Origin of the sequence: Rathayibacter sp. AY1C5 (genome assembly GCF_002931705.1) — a bacterium.
Classification (GTDB): Bacteria; Actinomycetota; Actinomycetes; order Actinomycetales; family Microbacteriaceae; genus Rathayibacter.
Map to the genome: position 1 here is coordinate 117,135 of NZ_PSWD01000002.1, position 14,746 is coordinate 131,880.

Genomic DNA, 14,746 nt, shown 5'->3' on the forward strand with positions numbered 1-14,746 from the left:
GGACCATGACCACCTCCCCGCTCCGCCGCGCCCTGCGCGCCGTGAACCCGCGCCTCGTCGTCGTCTTCGCCGCGATCGCGCTCATCCCGCTGATCTACGCGGGACTGCTGACCTCGGCCAACCTCGATCCCACGCACCACCTCGACACGGTGCCCGCGGCGATCGTCAACGAGGACACCGGCGCGACCGCCTCGGACGGCTCCGCGCTCGCCCTCGGCGACGACCTGACCGAGCAGCTCACCACCGACACGTCCGGCTCGGACTTCGCCTGGACGGCGACCGGTGCCGACGAGGCGTCCCGCGAGCTCGCCTCCGGCGACGTCCTCGCCGTCCTGACGGTGCCGGCCGGCTTCTCGGCCGACGTCGCCTCCGTCGGCGGCGACGACCCCGCCGCGGCCGTGCAGGCGAAGCTGTCGATCGAGACGAACGACGCGGCCAACCTGATCGTCGGCAACATCGCCTCCACCATCGGCACCACCGTGACGAAGACGCTGGAGGAGAAGGTCGGCGCGACCTACCTCGAGAACGTCTACCTCGGCTTCACCGACGTGCACTCGAGCCTCGAGCAGGCGGCCGACGGCGCCGCTCAGCTGGCGGACGGCGCCGGGACCGCCGCGTCCGGCTCCTCCGAGCTGGTCGTCGGGCTCGCGCAGCTGCAGGACGGCACCGCGCAGCTGGCGACCGGCGCCGACTCCCTCCGCTCGGGCGCGGGGAGCGCGGCCTCCGGAGCGTCCGACCTCTCGTCGGGACTCCAGCGGATCGCGAGCGGGACCGGTCAGCTGCCCGACCAGGCGGCGGCGCTCGACACGGGAGCCCGCACGGTCGCCGACGGCGCCCAGCAGCTCGACGGCGGAGCGGCGTCGCTCGCCTCGGGCGCCGCCGACCTCGCCGCGGGGACGTCGACCCTGAAGGACGGCGCGGCCTCGGCGGCGTCCGGCGCCGAGGCGCTGGCCACCGGGTCCGCCTCCCTCTCCGACGGAGCGGGGAAGGCCCTCGCAGGAGCCCAGCAGCTCGCGACCGGCGCGGGAGCGCTCGCGACCGCCACTCCGCAACTCGCCACCGGAGCGACCGGAGTCGACTCCGGCCTCGCCTCCCTGCTCTCGCGGTACGACTCGCTGTCCGATGCCCAGCGCGTGGCCGAGCTGACCGCCCTCGAGCAGGGTGCGGCCGCTCTCGCGGGCGGAGCCGCCTCGGCGGACGCGGGCGCGCAGACGCTCGCCTCCGGTGCGACCGCGCTCGTCGGCGACGACGGCAGCGGACTGACGGCGCTCGCCGCCGGTGCCGCCACGGTCTCGAGCGGAGCCGCCGACCTCGCGACCGGCACCGCCGCTCTGTCCACCGGGGCGACCTCCGCCGCCGACGGCGCCCAGAAGCTGCAGACCGGTGCGCAGGCCCTCGCCCAGGGAGCCGCGACCCTCGACGGCGGAGCCGCCCAGGTCGCCGGCGGAGTGGACACCCTCTCCGGCGCGGTCGGCCCGCTCACCAGCGGGATCGCCTCCGCGGCCGCCGGCGCCTCCGACCTCGCCTCCGGGACGGCCGCCCTCGCGACGGGCGCGTCGGACCTCGCGGACGGCGCCGAGACCGCCGCGACCGGCTCGGCCGACGCGGCCACCGGTTCGCTGGACCTCGCCGACGGGATCGACTCCCTCGCCTCCGGATCGCGCACCCTCGACACGAAGCTCTCGGACGGCGCGGACGACGTGCCCACCTACACCGGCGAGCAGGCGCAGGAGCTCAGCACCGTCGCGGCCGCCCCGGTCGGGATCGACGCCGAGCGGATGAACCGCGTGCCGTCCTACGGCTACGGCCTCGCGCCCTACTTCATGGCCCTCGCGCTCTGGGTCGGCGCGCTCGCCTTCTACCTGATGAGCGCCCCGCTCAGCTCCCGCCTCCTCGCCACGCGCCGGCCCGCCTGGGTCATCGCGCTGCGCAGCTACCTGCCCGGCGCGCTGATGGCGGTCGCCCAGGGCGTCCTGGCCGCGCTCGTCATCCGCTTCGGAGTGGGCGTCGAGGCGTCGAACCTGCCCGGGCTGATCGGGATCGCCGTGCTCACGAGCCTCACCTTCGTGGCGATCAACCAGGCGCTGATCGCGCTGCTGGACGCCCCGGGCCGGTTCCTGGCGCTGCTGATGATCGTGCTGCAGCTGTCCTCGGCCGGAGGCACCTACCCGGTCGAGACCGCGCCCGCCTTCTTCCAGGCCATCCACGGGGTGCTGCCGCTGACCTGGACGGTGGAGGCGTTCCGCTCGCTGATCGCCGGCGGCAGCATCGGAGTCGCGCACGCGGTCCTGGTGCTCGTGCTCTGGCTGGTCGGGGCGCTCGCCGTGACCGTGCTGGCCGCCGCCCGCCGCCGCCGCGGCCTCGTGCCCGCCCTCCGCGACCCGGAGCCCCTCCTCGAGTCGGCCTGACCCGGCCGGGCGGTCCCGGTCCGTCCGCGCCTGCTGCCCCTCGTCGCGGCACGCCCCGCCCGGACACCTTCGCCCCCTCCGAGACCGCCGTAGTCGTCGCTGTCGAGCTCGAGTGCGACAACTCCTGCGCTCTCGCGGCGCGCCCCGCCCGGACACCTTCGCCCCCCACCGAGACCGCAGTAGTTGTCGCTGTCGAGCTCGAGTGCGACAACTCCTGCGCTCTCGCGGCGCGCCCTGCTCGGACACCTTCGCCCTCCCGAGACCGCAGTAGTCGTCGCTGTCGAGCTCGAGTGCGACAACTCCTGCGCTCTCGCGGCGCGCCCCGCTCGGACACCCTCGCCCTCCCGAGACCGCAGTAGTCGTCGCTGTCGAGCTCGAGTGCGACAACTCCTGCGCTCTCACGGCGCGTCCCCACCGCCGAAGCGCCGATCCCCGCGACCTCCACCCGCAAGGCAGAGGACGCGGACCGGGAAACGCGTGCCAGCGTTTCCCGGCAGTCCGACGCACCCCGCTCTGCGAAACGCACCATCTCGCGAAGCCGACCGCGCGCGGGGATGCGGCCCGCCGCATCCCCGCCGGACCACACAGCCCGCGGCCGTTCGGCCCACGGCGAACGCGTGGGCGGCGCTCAGAGTGCGGGAGGTAGCCTGGCAGGCACAATCTCCTCGTCAGAAAGGCGCCGGGTGTCGCACCCGCAACAAGCATGAACGTGAAGCGCATCTTCCGGGGTCCCATCCTCTACGTCGTCCTGGCGATCGTCGCGGTGTGGATCGGCTCCTCGCTGATCACCATGTCCGGCTTCCGGCCGGTCACGACGCAGGAGGGTCTCGACCTCCTGAAGGACGGCAAGGTCGACTCGGCGAAGATCGTGGACGGCGAGCAGCGCGTCGATCTCACGCTCAAGCAGGCCGACGGCGACAACGGCACGCAGGTGCAGTTCTACTACGTGGCCCCTCGCGGCGCGGAGGTCGTCGACGCGGTGTCCGCGGCCGATCTCGGCAGCACCGGCTACAACGACGAGGTCCCGCAGACCAACTGGTTCCTCTCGGCTCTCGGCTTCCTGCTCCCCATCCTGCTGATCGGCGCGTTCTTCTGGCTGATGCTCTCGGGCATGCAGGGCGGCGGCAACCGCGTCATGCAGTTCGGCAAGTCGAAGGCGAAGCTCGTCTCGAAGGAGTCGCCCAAGGTCACGTTCGGCGATGTCGCCGGCGCCGACGAGGCGATCGAGGAGCTGCACGAGATCAAGGAGTTCCTCAAGGAGCCCGCGAAGTTCCAGGCCGTCGGCGCCCGCATCCCGAAGGGCGTCCTGCTCTACGGCCCTCCCGGCACCGGCAAGACCCTGCTGGCGCGCGCGGTCGCGGGCGAGGCGGGCGTCCCCTTCTACTCCATCTCCGGATCGGACTTCGTCGAGATGTTCGTCGGCGTCGGCGCGAGCCGTGTCCGCGACCTGTTCCAGCAGGCGAAGGAGAACTCGCCGGCCATCATCTTCGTCGACGAGATCGATGCCGTCGGCCGCCACCGCGGCGCCGGGATGGGCGGCGGTCACGACGAGCGCGAGCAGACCCTCAACCAGCTGCTGGTCGAGATGGACGGCTTCGACGTCAAGACGAACGTCATCCTGATCGCGGCGACGAACCGCCCCGACATCCTCGACCCCGCACTGCTGCGTCCGGGCCGCTTCGACCGCCAGATCGGCGTCGACGCCCCCGACCTGCTCGGCCGCAAGCGGATCCTCGAGGTCCACGGCCGCGGCAAGCCGCTCGCCGGCGGAGTCGACCTCGAGGTCGTCGCCCGCAAGACCCCGGGCTTCACCGGCGCCGACCTGGCCAACGTCCTCAACGAGGCCGCGCTGCTCACCGCCCGCTCCAACGCGCAGCTGATCGACAACCGCGCGCTCGACGAGGCCATCGACCGCGTCATCGCGGGGCCGCAGCGCCGCACGCGGGTCATGCGCGACAAGGAGAAGCTGATCACCGCCTACCACGAGGGCGGACACGCTCTGGCGGCGGCGGCGATGCGCCACACCGACCCCGTGACCAAGGTCACGATCCTTCCGCGCGGTCGCGCCCTCGGCTACACGATGGTGCTCCCGCTGGAGGACAAGTACTCCACGACCCGCAACGAGCTCCTCGACCAGCTCACGTACGCGATGGGCGGCCGCGTCGCGGAGGAGATCGTCTTCCACGACCCCACCACCGGAGCGTCGAACGACATCGAGAAGGCGACCTCCATCGCCCGCAAGATGGTCACCGACTACGGCATGTCCGCGAACGTCGGAGCGGTCAAGCTCGGCCAGTCGTCGGGCGAGATGTTCCTCGGCCGCGACATGGGCCACCAGCGCGACTACTCCGAGCAGATCGCCGAGACGGTCGACGCCGAGACGCGCCAGCTCATCGAGCAGGCGCACGACGAGGCGTGGCAGGTCATCAACGACAACCGCGACATCCTCGACCGCCTCGCGATGGAGCTGCTCGAGAAGGAGACGCTCGACCACGACCAGCTGGCCGAGATCTTCAAGGACGTCCGCCGCATCGACGAGCGCCCGCAGTGGCTCTCGAGCGACAAGCGCCCCCTGTCCGACCTGCCGCCCATCGCGGTCCCGGTCGCCAAGGCGCCGATCGACTCGGGTGCGACCGACGGGGGAGTCTCCTCCGCTGGTGCCGACGAGGTCGCGCCGAAGCGCCCGCCGCTGATCAACCCGCGCCCCGCGACGGCGTAGCGCGCGCGTGCCCGTCGACAAGGCGCGCATCGAGGCGGCCGTCGCCGAGATCCTCGCGGCCATCGGGGACGACCCGGGCCGCGAGGGACTCCTCGACACGCCGCGGCGGTTCGCCGAGGCGTACGAGGAGTTCTTCGGCGGGTTCGACGACGACGCCGCGGCCCAGCTGACCGAGACGTTCGCGGTGGTCGAGGGCGGCCAGGAGTCGCCGCTCGACCAGACGGTGGTCGTGCGCGACCTCGCCTTCCGCTCCGTCTGCGAGCACCACCTCCTGCCGTTCCTCGGCGTCGCGCACATCGCCTACCGGCCGCGCGAGCGGGTCGTCGGCCTCGGCCGGCTGCCGCGCGTGGTCGAGACGGTCGCGTCGCGACCGCAGATCCAGGAGCGGATGACCGAGCAGATCGCCGACGCGCTCGAGCAGGGCCTCGCTCCCGAGGGAGTGCTCGTCGTGGTCGACGCCGAGCACGGCTGCGTGCGGATGCGCGGGCCGCGCCAGACCGCGAGCTCGACCGTGACGGTCGCCGCCCGCGGCTCCCTCGCCGACCCGGCCGCCCGCGCCGAGATCATCGCGCTGATCGGCGCCGCGCGGGGGGAGTGACGTGGCCACCACCGTCGCCGACCTCACGCCGACCGGACGCGCCGCGCTCCTCGGGATCCTCAACGTCACTCCGGACTCGTTCAGCGACGGCGGCCGCTGGCTGTCCGTCGACGACGCCGTCCGCCACGGCCTCGACCTGACCCGGCCCGCCGGGGACGGACCCGCCGCGTTCGGCGCGGATCTGGTCGACGTCGGCGGCGAGAGCACCCGCCCCGGTGCGGCGCGCGTCGATTCCGCCGCCGAGCAGGGCCGAGTGCTGCCCGTCGTCCGCGCCCTCGCCGCGGAGGGGGTGCGCGTCAGCATCGACACGATGAGCGCCGCCACGGCGGAGGCCGCTCTGGACGCGGGCGCCGTCGTCGTCAACGACGTCTCCGGCGGCCTCGCCGATCCGCGGATGCTCCCGCTCGTCGCCGAGCGCGGCGCCGTCTACATCGCGATGCACTGGCGCGGGCACAGCGCGGGCATGACCGCTCTCGCCTCCTACGGCGACGTGGTGGCGGACGTCCGCGGCGAGCTCGCGCGCCGCGTCGACGCCGCCCGTGAGGCCGGGATCCGGGACGACCGCCTCCTGCTCGACCCGGGCCTCGGCTTCGCGAAGGTCGGCGCGCACGACTGGGCGCTGCTGGCCGGGCTCGACGCGATCGTCTCGCTGGGCTTCCCGGTCCTGGTCGGCCACTCGCGCAAGCGGTTCCTCGCTCCGTTCGCCCCCGCCGGCGCCCCGGCCGCCGAGCGCGACGAGGTCTCCGCCATGCTGAGCCTCATCGCCGCCGAGCACGGCGCCTGGGGCGTCCGGGTCCACGACGTCCGCTCGTCCGCCCGTGCCCTGGCCCTCGCCGCCCGACTCCAGGAGGAGACCCCGTGACCGCGATCGACCCCGCCGCCCTCGCCGTGCGCGACTCCATCACCCTCACCGGGCTGCGCGTGCGCGCGCACCACGGCGTCTTCGACTTCGAGCGCGAGAACGGCCAGGACTTCGTGATCGACGCGACGGTCTGGCTCGACACCGCGCCGGCGGCCGAGGGCGACGCGCTGGCCGAGACGGTGCACTACGGCGAGCTCGCGATCGCCCTGGCCGACGCGGTGACCCGCGACCCGGTCGACCTCATCGAGACCCTGGCCGAGCGCCTCGCCCGGGTCGCCCTGGGCTTCCCCGCCGCCGACGTCGTCCGCATCACCGTCCACAAGCCGGACGCGCCGATCCCGCTGCCCTTCGAGGACGTCGCCGTGCAGATCACGAGGACCCGCTCGTGAGGCCGCGGCAGGAGCGCGTCCGCCCGGTGCGCCACGTCGTGCTCGCGCTCGGCAGCAACCTCGGCGACCGCCTCGCGCACCTCGAGGAGGCGCTGCGGGCCCTCGCCACGACGCCGGGCCTGCGCATCGAGGCGGTGTCCAAGGTCGTCGAGTCGCCCGCGTGGAAGCCCGAGGGCGTCGACGAGGACGCGCCCGGCTACCTCAACGCGGTCGTGACCGGCTCGACCGTCCTCGAGCCCGACGACCTGCTCGCGGCGACGGCGGCGATCGAATCGGCCGGCGGCCGGATCCGCGGCGAGGGCGAGGAGCGCTGGGGCGACCGGACCCTCGACATCGACGTGATCGCGGTCGGCGGCGTGCTCCGCGACGACGCGCACCTGACCCTCCCGCACCCGCGGGCGGCCGAGCGGGCGTTCGTGCTCGAGCCGTGGCTCGACGTCGAGCCGGCGGCGGTCCTTCCCGGGGCCGGACCCGTGGCCGAGCTGCGCGCACGGGCGACCGACCGCGTGACCGACCACCCGGCCGGGCTGACCTGGCCGGGGCGCGACTCCGCCCGCGGCAGCACCGCCGACCCCGAGAGCAGGACCCCGTGAGGCGCACCCGCATCAGCACCCTGCTCGGACTCGGCCTCGCCGGGGCCGTCGCGGGGTTCCTCCTCGACCTCGCGATCGCCGCCGCCGGCCGCCCCGTGCTCATCCCGCCGCTGACGGTTCCGCTGACCCTGATCGTGGTCGCGGCCCTCGTGCTCGGCTTCGCCGTCCCGATCCACCGCGCCACGAAGGGCACGCTGCACCGGCCCATCGATCCGTTCCGGGCGATGCGCGTCGTGGTGCTGGCGAAGGCGTCCAGCCACGTCGGTGCTCTGCTGCTCGGAGCCTCCGGCGGCATCCTGGTGTACCTGCTGAGCCGTGCGATCCCTTCGCTAGGCTCCGTGTGGCAGGACGTCGCGACCATCGTGGGTGCGCTCGTCCTGCTGGTGGCCGGCCTGGTCGCCGAGCACCTGTGCACCATCCCGCCGAGCGACGACGACGACACCGCCGTCGGCGAGGTGAACCACGCCTGACGCCGACGCCCGGACCGCCGCGGGCAGTGAGGACGACGCCATGCCCGCCGAGCCCGAGGACGCGTCGCCGACGACCCGCCGCGACGCGAGGGGACGCCGGCGGGACCGCCTCGACATCACGGGGGAGTGGCGCCGCGTCTCGCCCCGGTACGTCGCGGTCGAGATCGTGTCGGCCGTCGTGTCGAGCGTGCTGCTGCTCGCCGTGCCCGTGGTGCTGATGCTGATCGGCCTGCCGTGGGGCTGGATCCCGCTGGCCGCCGCGGCCGCCCTCGCGGTGACCCTCCTGATCGTGGCCCCGCGCCGTGCGCGCGCCTACGGCTACCTCCTGCGCCAGGACGACCTCCTCTTCCGCCGCGGCATCATGTTCCAGCGCTTCGTGTCGGTGCCGTACGGGCGGATGCAGCTCATCGACGTCAACCGCGGGCCGCTCGCCCGGGCGCTCGGCCTCGCCGACCTCCGCTTCGTCACCGCCGCCGCGGCTACCGGCGTCAGCATCCCGGGCCTGGCCGAGCAGGACGCGGAGGAGCTCCGCGACCGCCTGGTCGAGCTCGCCGAGTCGCGCCGGGCCGGCCTGTGACCGAGCTCCGCGCCGTCGAGACGGACCTGGCCGACGGGGAGTGGCACCGCCTCCATCCCGCGACCCCGGTCCTCAAGGGCGGGATCGGCCTGCTGGTCGTCCTCGGCATCGTGATCACGAACCTCCGCGAGCGCCTGGTCGAGCTGTTCCTGCCCGGGCCGGAGGGCTTCGAGAGCGGCGATCCGGTCGACGAGCTGCTGCGCCGCGGCCTCGTCGGCTGGGCGCTGCTGGCGGTCGCGGTGGGCCTGGCGGTCGCCGTCTTCGCGTTCTGGCTGTCCTGGCGGATGCACACCTTCCGCATCACCGACGAGGTCGTCGAGGTGCGCTCCGGCGTGCTCTTCCGGACCAACCGGCGGGCGCGGCTGGACCGCATCCAGGGCATCGCGGTGCAGCGTCCGCTGTTCGCCCGGCTGTTCGGGGCCGCGAAGCTCGAGGTGAGCGTGGCCGGGCAGGACGCGAACGTCCAGCTGTCGTACCTCGGCTCGCGGCTGGTGGACGCCCTGCGCCGCGACATCCTGCGGCTCGCGTCCGGGGTGCGCGAGCGGGAGGCGACGGTCGACGGTGCGGCTCCGGCGGGCGGGTTTCTGGCGCGCCGGCTGGAGGAGTTCGGCGAGCCTCAGGACGAGACGCCGCCCGAGTCGGTCGTCTCGATCCCGCCGGGCCGGCTCCTCGGCTCGCTCGTCTTCAGCGGCTTCACGCTGTTCCTGGCAGCCTCGGTCGTCGCCGTGGTGTTCGTCGCCGTCTACGGCTCGCCCTACGTGCTCTTCGCGATCCTGCCGGGCCTGATCGGCTCGGGCAGCTACTACGTCCGCCAGTTCGTGCGCTCGCTCCGGTACTCGATCGCCGCGACGCCCGACGGCGTGCGGGTCGGCTACGGCGTGCTCTCGACCAGCAGCGACACGATTCCGCCCGGCCGGATCCACGCCGTCGAGATCACGCAGCCGCTGCTCTGGCGCCCCTTCGGCTGGTGGCAGGTGCGGATCGACCGCGCCGGCCACGCGGCCTCCCGCGGGGCGAACGGCGAGCCGAACACCACGATCCTGCCCGTCGGCGACCTCGCCGCCGTCGAGCGCGTCCTCGCCCTCCTGCTGCCCGGACCGGCCGAGGGAGCGGAGTCGACGCCCGTCGGAGACGCGCTCCGGCACCGCGACGCGGCCGGCTTCACCCGGGCGCCGCGCTCGGCGGTGTGGCTCCGCCCCTTCTCGTTCCGGAGGACCGGGTACCGGCTGACGGACGAGGTCGCGATCCTGCGCAGCGGAGCGGTCTGGCGGCGGGTCGCCGTGGTGCCCCTGGCGCGAATGCAGAGCGTCGGGGTCCAGCAGGGACCGCTCCAGCGCCTGCTCGGGCTGGCCTCGGCGCGCGTGCACACGGTGGCCGGCCCCGTCACTCCGCTCGTGCCGGTGATGAGCGCAGCCGACGGACTCGCCTTCTTCGAGAGCCTCGCGACGGCCGGAGTGCGGGCCGCCGACCGCGACGCGAGCCACCAGTGGGGGCGGCGGGCGGCCGCACCCGCCCTGCCCGACTGGCCCGCTCCGGAGGGGGAACCGCATGCCTGAGAACCGCCGCGACGGACGCCTGGGCGTCGGCGTGATCGGTGCCGGACGCGTGGGCCCGGTGCTCGGTGCCGCGCTCGCCGGGGCCGGCCACGCCGTGATCGGGATCGCCACCACCAGCGAGAGCGGCCGCGAGCGCGCCGATGCGCTGCTCCCCGGAGTCCCCGTGCTCGCGATCCCCGAGCTCGTCGAGCGCAGCGAGCTGGTGATCGTCGCCGTCCCCGGGAGCGAGATCGCCGCCCTCGTCGCGGGGCTCGCCGCGACCGGAGCGTGGCAGCCCGGCCAGCTGGTGCTGCACACGGCGCCTGAGCACGGCTACGGGGTGCTCGCTCCGGCGCTCGCCTCCGGGGTCATCCCCCTGGCAGTCCACCCGGCGATGGCCTTCAGCGGCACCAGCCTCGACCTGGCGCGCCTCGCCGAGACCTACTTCGCCGTGTCGGCGCCGGGCCCGGTGCTGCCGATCGCGCAGGCGCTGGTGGTCGAGATGGGCGGGGAGCCGGTGACCGTGGCGGAGTCGGACCGCGCCGCCTACGCGGAGGCCGTCTCGACCGCCACGACCTTCTCGACCGCGATCGTCGACCAGGCGGCGGGCCTGCTGGCGGGCATCGGCGTCGAGAAGCCGGGCTTCTTCCTCTCCAGCCTCGTCCGCTCCTCCGTCGATGACGCCCTGCGCCGGGCGGCGGGCTGACGCGCGGCGCCGCTCGTGACGCCGCTCCCCGGGTGGGACGCCGCTCGGGAGGCGGCGCCTCGCGGAGGAGCGCGGCGTCCCGGTGTCGAGGGCCCCGGTGGCCGCGGGACCGCCGGTAGCATCGTCGGGTGATCAGCACCGTCCACCGCATCGGCGACCTCCGCGAGCGGCTGCAGGAGGCGCGGCGGGCCGGTCGGGGCATCGCGCTCGTGCCGACGATGGGCGCCCTGCACGCCGGGCACCTCGCCCTCGTCGAGCGGGCGCGCGAGCTGGCCGACGTCGTCGTCGTGTCGGTGTTCGTGAATCCGCTGCAGTTCGGCCCGACCGAGGATCTGGACCGCTACCCGCGCGACCTCGAGGGCGACACCGCCCTGCTCGACGCGGCCGGGGCCGACCTCCTCTTCGCTCCGGGAGTCGCCGAGATGTATCCCGACGGGCCGTCCTCGACGCGGGTCGTCGCGGGCGAGGTCGGCGGCCTCTACGAGGGGCGCGCGCGGCCGGGCCACTTCGACGGGATGCTCACCGTCGTCGCCAAGCTCCTGAGCATCGCCCAGCCGCACGTCGCGGTCTTCGGGCAGAAGGACGCGCAGCAGCTGTTCCTCGTGCGCCGCATGGTCCGCGACCTCGACCTGCCCGTGGAGATCGAGGGCGTCGGCATCGTGCGGGAGGAGGACGGGCTCGCCCGCTCCAGCCGCAACCGCTACCTCGACGAGGAGCAGCGCCGCGCGGGCCTCGTGCTGCCGCGCCTCCTCGCGGCCGCCGCGGAAGCCGCGGACCGCGGTGCCGCCGCGGCGATCGAGGCCGCCGAGGCCGTCGCGCACGCCGAGCCGCTCGTTAAGCTGGACTACCTCGTCGTCGTGGATCCCGCGACGCTCCTCCCGGTCGACGCCGACCACCGCGGCCCGGCACTCGTGCTCGTCGCCGCGATCGTCGGCACCACCCGCCTCCTCGACAACGCCCCGATCCTGCTCGCCTGATCGCGGCCGTCCGCCCCGAACCGAAAGCACCGCGACCCCTCATGGCCGACACCCCCGACGTCCCCGAGACCACGACCCCCGCCGCCGAGCAGTCCGCCGCCGAGCAGGCCGCCGCCGAGCGGGCCGCGCAGCAGGAGGCCTCCGAGCAGAAGGCCGTCCGCCTCGCCAAGCGCGAGCGCCTGCTCGAGCTCGCGGGCGACGACCTCGGCGCCGGCGCCTACCCCGTCGCGGTCGGAGTCACCGACACCATCGCGGCCGTCCGGGCGCGACACGAGGGCATCGAGCCGGACGTGAAGACCGGCGAGCGCGTCGGCCTCGCGGGCCGCGTGGTGTTCCAGCGCAACACGGGCAAGCTCTGCTTCGCGACGCTGCAGGCCGGCGACGGCGAGCGGATCCAGGCCATGGTCTCGCTCGGCGACGTGGGCGAGGAGTCGCTGGCGGCGTGGAAGGAGCTCGTCGACCTGGGCGACCACCTCTTCGTCGAGGGCGAGGTCGTCTCGAGCAAGCGCGGCGAGCTGAGCGTGTGGGTGTCGGAGTGGACGATCGCCGCGAAGGCGATCCTGCCGCTGCCGAACCTGCACAACGAGCTCGGCGACGAGACCCGGATGCGCCAGCGCTACCTCGACCTGATCGTGCGCCCCCAGGCCCGCGAGACGGTCGTCACCCGCGCCCGCGTGAACGCCTCTCTCCGCGACACCTTCGCCTCGCACGAGTTCCTCGAGGTCGAGACCCCGATGCTGCAGGTGATGCACGGCGGCGCCTCCGCCCGCCCCTTCGCCACGCACTCGAACGCGTTCGACACCGAGCTGTACCTGCGCATCGCGCCCGAGCTCTACCTCAAGCGCGCCGTCGTCGGCGGCATCGACCGGGTCTTCGAGATCAACCGCAACTTCCGCAACGAGGGCGCGGACTCCACGCACTCGCCCGAGTTCGCGATGCTCGAGGCCTACCAGGCGTACGGCGACTACAACTCGATCGCCGACCTGACCCAGGAGCTGATCCAGAACGCGGCCCAGGCCGTCGCGGGCTCGCACGTGGTCACCTGGGCCGACGGCACCGAGTTCGACCTCGGCGGCCGGTGGGACCGCATCTCGATGTACGAGAGCCTGTCGCTCGCGGCCGGCATCGCGATCACGCCGGAGACGGAGCTCGCCGAGCTCGAGACCCTCGCCGCGCGCGAGGGCGTCGAGGTGCACGTCCCCACGCACGGCAAGTACGTCGAGGAGCTGTGGGAGCACTTCGTGAAGGGCGGCCTGACGCGTCCGACCTTCGTGATGGACTTCCCCGTCGACACCTCGCCGCTCGTGCGCGCGCACCGCAGCATCCCGGGCGTCGTCGAGAAGTGGGACCTCTACGTCCGCGGCTTCGAGCTGGCCACCGGCTACTCCGAGCTGATCGACCCGGTCGTGCAGCGCGAGCGCTTCGTCGAGCAGGCCCGCCAGGCCGCCGCGGGCGACGACGAGGCGATGCGCCTGGACGAGGACTTCCTCCGCGCCCTCGAGCACGGCATGCCCCCCACCGGCGGCATGGGCATGGGCATCGACCGCCTCCTGATGGCGATCACCGGGCTCGGGATCCGCGAGACGATCCTGTTCCCGCTCGTCAAGTAGGGTCGCAGGAGCCGAGGGGGAGACATGGTCAGGGCATCGAGCATCGTCGCGGCCGTCGCGGCGGGCGTCCTCACGATCGCGCAGTTCGGTGTGGGGACCGCGGTCGCCGCGAGCGTCCTCACCTCCTCCGGCGACGTCGGCACCGCGCTGGCCGACCGGCGAGCGGCCGAGGCGTTCACGCCCGACCCCACGATCGCCGGCTTCGCGGAGCGGACCGCCATGTCCGACCGCGGCCGCGCCCTCTACTACGCGTCGAGCCCGTCGGTCGAGCCGACCGCCGGCTTCAACGACCTCTGCGGCTACGGTGCCTCCGACGACATCGTCCTCGGCTGCTACACCGGCACCAGCATCTACATCTCGGACGTCGCCAACCCCGACCTCGACGGGATCCGCGACGTGACGGCGGCGCACGAGATGCTGCACGCCGCGTGGGTGCGGCTCGACGCGGAGGAGCAGGCCGAGCTGGGCGACGAGCTCGAGGCCGCGTACGAGACCCTCCCGCAGGACGGCACGATCGCCGAGCGCCTCGAGCTGTACCGCACCGGCGGCCTCGGGGAGCGCGTCAACGAGCTGCACTCGATCCTGGGGACCGAGGTGGCCGACCTGCCGCCGGCGCTCGAGGCGCACTACGCCGAGTTCTTCGACGACCGCTCGGTCGTCGTGGGCCTGAACGCCCGCTACGAGGCGGTCTTCACCGATCTCGAGAACCGCATCGAGGACCTGGTCTCCCGGATCGAGACGATGTACGCCGACCTCACGGCGCGGGTCGACGCGAACAACGCCGAGTACGACGCGCTCAACGTCGAGATCGACGACTTCAACTCGCGCGCCGACAGCGGCGACTTCGGATCGACGGCCGAGTTCGAGACGGAGCGCGCCGATCTGCTCGCCCGCAGCCAGGCCGTCGATGCCACCCGCGCCGCCATCGACGCGGACATCGCCGTGTACGACGGCCTGCGCTCGGAGCTGGAGGGCCTCAACTCCGATGCCGCGGCGCTGAACAAGTCGGTCGAGAGCCAGTAGCGCCCAGCGCCCGCGAAGGCCGCTGGGCGCACGGGCCTCCGGGCTCACGGCTCCCGCGCCGGTGCCGCGGGTAGGATCGCCGCATGGACTGGGAGCTGTGGAACCAGGGGCTGTGGGCCCTCGTGCCGACGATCACGGTCGGAGCCATCTTCTGGTTCGTGATGCGCGCCCTCATCCGCTCGGACCGCAACGAGCGCCGCGCGTACGACCGCATCGAGGCCCGCGAGCGCGAGCGCCGCGGCCTGCCTCCCCGCGACGCCTCCTGACCACCGCCGCCGC

The 14,746-nt window shown here is 73.9% G+C and carries 14 protein-coding genes; all 14 read left to right on the forward strand.

Annotated features, from left to right (window positions below):
* The first annotated feature begins 5 nt into the window (after window positions 1–5).
* The 14 genes from C5C57_RS02910 to C5C57_RS02975 all read left to right on the forward strand — a co-directional run bounded on the left by C5C57_RS02910 (window position 6) and on the right by C5C57_RS02975 (window position 14,733).
* Window positions 6–2,408, forward strand: a complete 2,403-nt coding sequence (locus C5C57_RS02910; RefSeq protein WP_181069071.1) for a YhgE/Pip domain-containing protein — start codon at window positions 6–8, stop codon at window positions 2,406–2,408.
* A 703-nt stretch (window positions 2,409–3,111) separates the two neighbouring features.
* On the forward strand, window positions 3,112–5,127 hold the full coding sequence (gene ftsH, locus C5C57_RS02915) for an ATP-dependent zinc metalloprotease FtsH (protein ID WP_104224104.1): 2,016 nt from the start codon (window positions 3,112–3,114) through the stop codon (window positions 5,125–5,127).
* Window positions 5,128–5,134: 7 nt separating this feature from the next.
* Window positions 5,135–5,725, forward strand: coding sequence for a GTP cyclohydrolase I FolE (folE, locus tag C5C57_RS02920; RefSeq protein WP_104249700.1), 591 nt, complete (start codon window positions 5,135–5,137; stop codon window positions 5,723–5,725).
* A 1-nt stretch (window position 5,726) separates the two neighbouring features.
* The gene (gene folP, locus C5C57_RS02925) at window positions 5,727–6,587 is read left to right on the forward strand and encodes a dihydropteroate synthase (protein WP_104297271.1); all 861 of its coding nucleotides are present in this window, start codon (window positions 5,727–5,729) and stop codon (window positions 6,585–6,587) included.
* The gene (gene folB, locus C5C57_RS02930; RefSeq protein ID WP_258067659.1) at window positions 6,584–6,976 is read left to right on the forward strand and encodes a dihydroneopterin aldolase; all 393 of its coding nucleotides are present in this window, start codon (window positions 6,584–6,586) and stop codon (window positions 6,974–6,976) included. Before folP ends, folB begins: the two co-directional genes overlap by 4 nt.
* Window positions 6,973–7,569, forward strand: coding sequence for a 2-amino-4-hydroxy-6-hydroxymethyldihydropteridine diphosphokinase (gene folK / locus C5C57_RS02935; protein WP_104248066.1), 597 nt, complete (start codon window positions 6,973–6,975; stop codon window positions 7,567–7,569). Before folB ends, folK begins: the two co-directional genes overlap by 4 nt.
* A complete protein-coding gene (locus C5C57_RS02940) occupies window positions 7,566–8,039 on the forward strand; it encodes a DUF3180 domain-containing protein (protein WP_104248065.1) in 474 nt (157 codons plus the stop codon). Before folK ends, C5C57_RS02940 begins: the two co-directional genes overlap by 4 nt.
* A gap of 40 nt (window positions 8,040–8,079) precedes the next feature.
* Window positions 8,080–8,616, forward strand: a complete 537-nt coding sequence (locus C5C57_RS02945) for a PH domain-containing protein (RefSeq protein WP_104234302.1) — start codon at window positions 8,080–8,082, stop codon at window positions 8,614–8,616.
* Window positions 8,613–10,172 carry a PH domain-containing protein gene (locus C5C57_RS02950; protein ID WP_104248064.1) on the forward strand — a complete coding sequence of 520 codons (1,560 nt, stop codon included), beginning with the start codon at window positions 8,613–8,615 and terminating at the stop codon, window positions 10,170–10,172. Before C5C57_RS02945 ends, C5C57_RS02950 begins: the two co-directional genes overlap by 4 nt.
* On the forward strand, window positions 10,165–10,857 hold the full coding sequence (locus tag C5C57_RS02955) for a Rossmann-like and DUF2520 domain-containing protein (protein ID WP_104224097.1): 693 nt from the start codon (window positions 10,165–10,167) through the stop codon (window positions 10,855–10,857). The genes C5C57_RS02950 and C5C57_RS02955 overlap by 8 nt, the downstream gene beginning before the upstream one ends.
* Window positions 10,858–10,985: 128 nt before the next feature.
* Window positions 10,986–11,834 (forward strand): pantoate--beta-alanine ligase, encoded by an 849-nt coding sequence (panC, locus tag C5C57_RS02960; protein ID WP_104248063.1) that lies wholly within the window; start codon window positions 10,986–10,988, stop codon window positions 11,832–11,834.
* 41 nt (window positions 11,835–11,875) lie between these two features.
* Window positions 11,876–13,444: a lysine--tRNA ligase gene (gene lysS, locus C5C57_RS02965; RefSeq protein ID WP_104248062.1), complete on the forward strand. Its 1,569-nt coding sequence runs from the start codon at window positions 11,876–11,878 to the stop codon at window positions 13,442–13,444.
* A gap of 24 nt (window positions 13,445–13,468) precedes the next feature.
* The gene (locus C5C57_RS17940; protein ID WP_104255539.1) at window positions 13,469–14,467 is read left to right on the forward strand and encodes a hypothetical protein; all 999 of its coding nucleotides are present in this window, start codon (window positions 13,469–13,471) and stop codon (window positions 14,465–14,467) included.
* A gap of 83 nt (window positions 14,468–14,550) precedes the next feature.
* On the forward strand, window positions 14,551–14,733 hold the full coding sequence (locus C5C57_RS02975; RefSeq protein WP_104224094.1) for a hypothetical protein: 183 nt from the start codon (window positions 14,551–14,553) through the stop codon (window positions 14,731–14,733).
* Window positions 14,734–14,746 lie beyond the last annotated feature (13 nt).